The sequence below is a fragment of the Methanocalculus sp. genome, from assembly GCF_030651615.1.
Classification (GTDB): Archaea; Halobacteriota; Methanomicrobia; order Methanomicrobiales; family Methanocorpusculaceae; genus Methanocalculus.
Map to the genome: position 1 here is coordinate 1 of NZ_JAUSCG010000010.1, position 3687 is coordinate 3687.

Annotated in this window: 4 protein-coding genes; 1 reads left to right on the forward strand and 3 read right to left on the reverse strand. The window is 47.8% G+C overall.

Features of this window, described 5'->3' with window-relative positions; genetic code table 11:
• The 3 genes from Q7V06_RS00370 to Q7V06_RS00380 form a co-directional block, all read right to left on the reverse strand.
• A partial coding sequence (locus Q7V06_RS00370) for a FlaD/FlaE family flagellar protein (RefSeq protein ID WP_304836417.1) occupies positions 1-777 on the reverse strand: 777 nt, incomplete at its 3' end.
• A 130-nt stretch (positions 778-907) separates the two neighbouring features.
• Positions 908-1471, reverse strand: a complete 564-nt coding sequence (locus tag Q7V06_RS00375) for an archaellin/type IV pilin N-terminal domain-containing protein (RefSeq protein WP_304836420.1) — start codon at positions 1469-1471, stop codon at positions 908-910.
• Positions 1472-1482: 11 nt separating this feature from the next.
• Positions 1483-2043 (reverse strand): archaellin/type IV pilin N-terminal domain-containing protein, encoded by a 561-nt coding sequence (locus Q7V06_RS00380; RefSeq protein WP_304836422.1) that lies wholly within the window; start codon positions 2041-2043, stop codon positions 1483-1485.
• Positions 2044-2235: 192 nt separating this feature from the next.
• Here Q7V06_RS00380 and Q7V06_RS00385 point away from each other — a divergent pair, with 192 nt between their 5' ends.
• Positions 2236-2961: a hypothetical protein gene (locus Q7V06_RS00385; RefSeq protein WP_304836424.1), complete on the forward strand. Its 726-nt coding sequence runs from the start codon at positions 2236-2238 to the stop codon at positions 2959-2961.
• The last annotated feature ends 726 nt before the right edge of the window (positions 2962-3687 follow it).

The window sequence follows — 3687 nt, forward strand, 5'->3', positions numbered from 1 at the left end:
GGGGAGGTTTCTCTTTGAAAAACCCTTCTTCGTGTCCCGCTCCATCATTACGGCGATCATATCCCGATCAAGGGATGTATCATCGGGGTCCATTATCCTGTTGAGTATATAGAGTTCGGATACAAACTCATCTGCCCCCACCTCATGCTCTTCTCCAAGAGATGCAGGCATAATCCGGGCGATCTCTTTCACTTCGTCAGCTGCATCTTTTGTGATATAACCAATTGAGCGGTAACTGTCAAGCATGATATCAAGGCGGTCATGCCCGTATTTTGTGATTGCGGCTTTTGTCCAGTTGAAAAGATGGTAAACCTTCTGAAGGCAGAGTTTTTCGTCTTTTAATGCCTTCGCCTGAGGTTTTTTTGTTTGCGGATGGATGGATGGATCGCCTGGTGGGAGTTGTGGGAGGGTGAAGTCTGCTGGTTTATCGGGGACCTTTTTGATTTCAGATTGTTGTTTTAACAATTCCTTAAGCTTCTCATCCTCTTCGGAATTGGCCTCCTGCATATCAAAAAGTTCAGCAACCTTTAATTCAAGCTCTTCCAGACGTGCTGCATCCTCAGCAGTGAGTCCTGCGGCGATCACCTCACCTTTCTGTCCAAGGACAGTAAGTGGATTATCCCCTTCGTTTAACCTCTCGCGAATATCGATCAGCAGCTTCTTGATCGATTTTTTGAGAAGTTCAACCTCTCGCTCCAGATTCTGCAGTTTTACCTCGGGATCCTCGGCTGATGCACCCGCCAGAATGCTGTCGACCTGAGACTGGTTCACTGCCATATTAATACTATATCGTCATATGAATACTTAAATGTTGTGGTAGTGGAAATACAGAATTCTGCGAGTTAATGGTAAAAATTCATGCAGAAGAGAGGTATTCGATTGAATGAGAGAAAAAAAAGTGAGTGGTTTACCGGAGAATGTTCACCGGGTAGATGGATGCTGGAACAGTCCGTACAACGGTTGTCAGTGCACCAATTTCTGGCTGCATCAGGATTGTAAACCGTGTGTTTGGAGTGGGGTTGTTTGTTGGAAGAGTCATGGTCAGCGTGAACTTCTCAGTTGGTTCAAGAACCGTGTCATCTGTGACATTGTTAAAGAATTTGCTGATATACCATGTGGAAACACTTGCTGAACCCGGAGAATATGTCAGATATTCTCTCTGGTTCCGGTCGGCATAGGATACGACCATCGCCGAGATGTTCATCGGGGACATCCCGGATGTCAGGGCAATGGTGAAGTTAATACTCTTCAGACCTGTTGAAGAGGTGTTCCCATAACCATAGACATCGCCGGTTAACTCAATGCTGGACGCTGCCTGCGCGATACCTGTGTGGACGACTTCCTGGCTCTTCTGAGCGGTAAAGAATCCGGCACCGAGCATCACATACGAGAAGACCGCGGCGACGACGACGAACGCGATCAGGACGATTGCGGCTTCAAGGCCGGTAAATGCGTGTTCATTTCTTTTCATCGTAATCACCTTCAATAGACCTCATAAATCGAATTCGCCGCAAATGAAAGCGGTGCATAGCGGGTGATCGGCAGTGATGCACCAACAGCGGGTTTCACCTCAATGGTGAACGGCAGGTTCGCTTCGATGAGGTTTGCCCCATTACCACTGCTGATGCCGACATCAATGATCTCACCACGTTCAAGGAGTGTGTTGCTATTATTGTTGAACCATCTCAAACCACCTTTAACATTGTCATAATCCAGCTCCCGAATACCCTGCTGTGTCGATACGGTGTACACCACTTTGGTGATATCAACCGGATTTCCACCTGCAGCAAGGATCAGGGTGAAGTTGGCGAATGCAACTTTACTGTCAGTACCTGTCTTCAGAATAACCGGTCCGGAGACTTCCATATTCGTTGCAGCCTGCCCGATGGCAGAGTAGATAGTTTCCTGGCTCTTCTGGGTTGTGAAGAACCCAGCGCCGAGCATCACATATGAGAAAACCGCAGCGACCACGATGAATGCGATCAGAACAATCGCAGCTTCAAGGCCGGTGAAGCCGTCCTCTTTTCGTTTTAATGTCATCATAACATCACCTTTTGATTCGAATCATGAACATTGGAGAGTCCAATATTCGTACCAGAACTTGTGTGTACAATACTATAAATATCTATTCATCATACAGAACTGCATGTATTGGGGCGATAGCTTTTCCCCGTCTGATCGCAGGATTGCCAGAATACTAATAGATTGTAGAATGGATGAGAGGAGGGAGATAATTTGGACAAAAAAGATGGTATCACATTTCTGATTGGAATAGTTTTTGTTATCATCGTTGCAGTCGTCATCAAACCTATGGCGACCGGTGAGAGCCCGGATCTCAGCATCCCGGCGATCCCGGGGATGGGATCCCCGGAGAGGACCACACCCCCGACATCTGTTCCAGGCGCAGTGCCTCTTGGTCAGATTACTATACCTCATCCGTCAACAGTTGAAGGAAGCGGGATTGGTGATAGTCCAACTCAGGTATGGGATGGAAAGCCGATTGAGCTTGGGTACGTCGATCCGGCAACCTACAAACTAACTCAGGAGGAGGGGGGTATCACATCCCGCCGTCCGGTCGAGTCGGGTGAGGGGATGACGACTCTTGAGACGTACGCTATCTTTGAAGGGAAATTCAGCGGCACTTCTCAGATCTTCTCGATCCCCTTCCCGCGCTGGGAGCTTTGGTATTCGATTACACCATCGGTCCGTCCAATCGCAGAGGGAGCATCACAAGCTGTTGGATATCCGCAGTTCTCGATTACCGTGATGGATGCACAGGATCCAGGCCGGAAGGTGGGGACACTGAGCCCTGGCGGGATAATTGATGACCGGGGCTGGAGTGAGAACGACCCCCGGCCCTGGAAGCAGAAGTTCTATGAGGGAGGTCGGAGCTACTATCTGGTAATCGACAGCAGGCTGATCGAGTCATATACAATTGAGATAAAAGTGCCGATGCAGTAATGATGAGGCCTCGGTAGCGAGGAAGCTCATCTCCTCTCTCAAATTATTGCTTTTTTAACGCTGATCTTGCGGAGGAGCCTGTCGTGAGGTTCCAGTGCAGTGGGAAGATTACTGCTCGCGCAAAGACGCAAAGGGGTGCTGTAACCCTGAACAGAAGGAACTTCGCGTCTTTGTGTGATCCCGTTTTCGGAGAGGTAGGAGGATGCTCACGCCAAGTCGCAAAGACGCAAAAAGATGGTTTTATTGGGCTCTTAAGACAGGAACGATTCATCCTTAGAATGATAGCGGCATCTCCTTGTGAGATTATTCTCTTGCGGTTGGCGTCTTTATCGTGATCCAATTTTCAGAGAGTGTAGATTATTTCTCACGCCAAGTCGCAAAGACACAAAGATATGGTTTTAATGGGATCTTAAGACAGGAACGATTCATCCTTAGAATGATAGCGACATCTCCTTGTGAGATCATTCCTTTGCGGCTTGGCGTCTTTGCGTGATCCAATTTCAGAGAGTGCAGATTATTTCTCACGCCAAGGCGCAAAGACGCAAAGAGATGGTTTTATTTGGATCTTAAGACAGGAACGATTCAGCAAATAGGATGGTAGCGATGTCTTTTTGTGAGATCATTCCTTTGCGGCTTGGCGTCTTTGCGTGATCCCATTTCAGGGAGTGTAGATTATTTCTCACGCCAAGGCGCAAAGACACAAAGATATGGTTTTAATGGGATCTT

Excerpts from the sequence above, each read along its gene's own strand:
- Q7V06_RS00375 (WP_304836420.1), bottom strand. The coding sequence starts at position 1,471 with ATGAAAAGAAATGAACACGCATTTACCGGCCTTGAAGCCGCAATCGTC.
- Q7V06_RS00380 (WP_304836422.1), bottom strand. The coding sequence starts at position 2,043 with ATGATGACATTAAAACGAAAAGAGGACGGCTTCACCGGCCTTGAAGCT.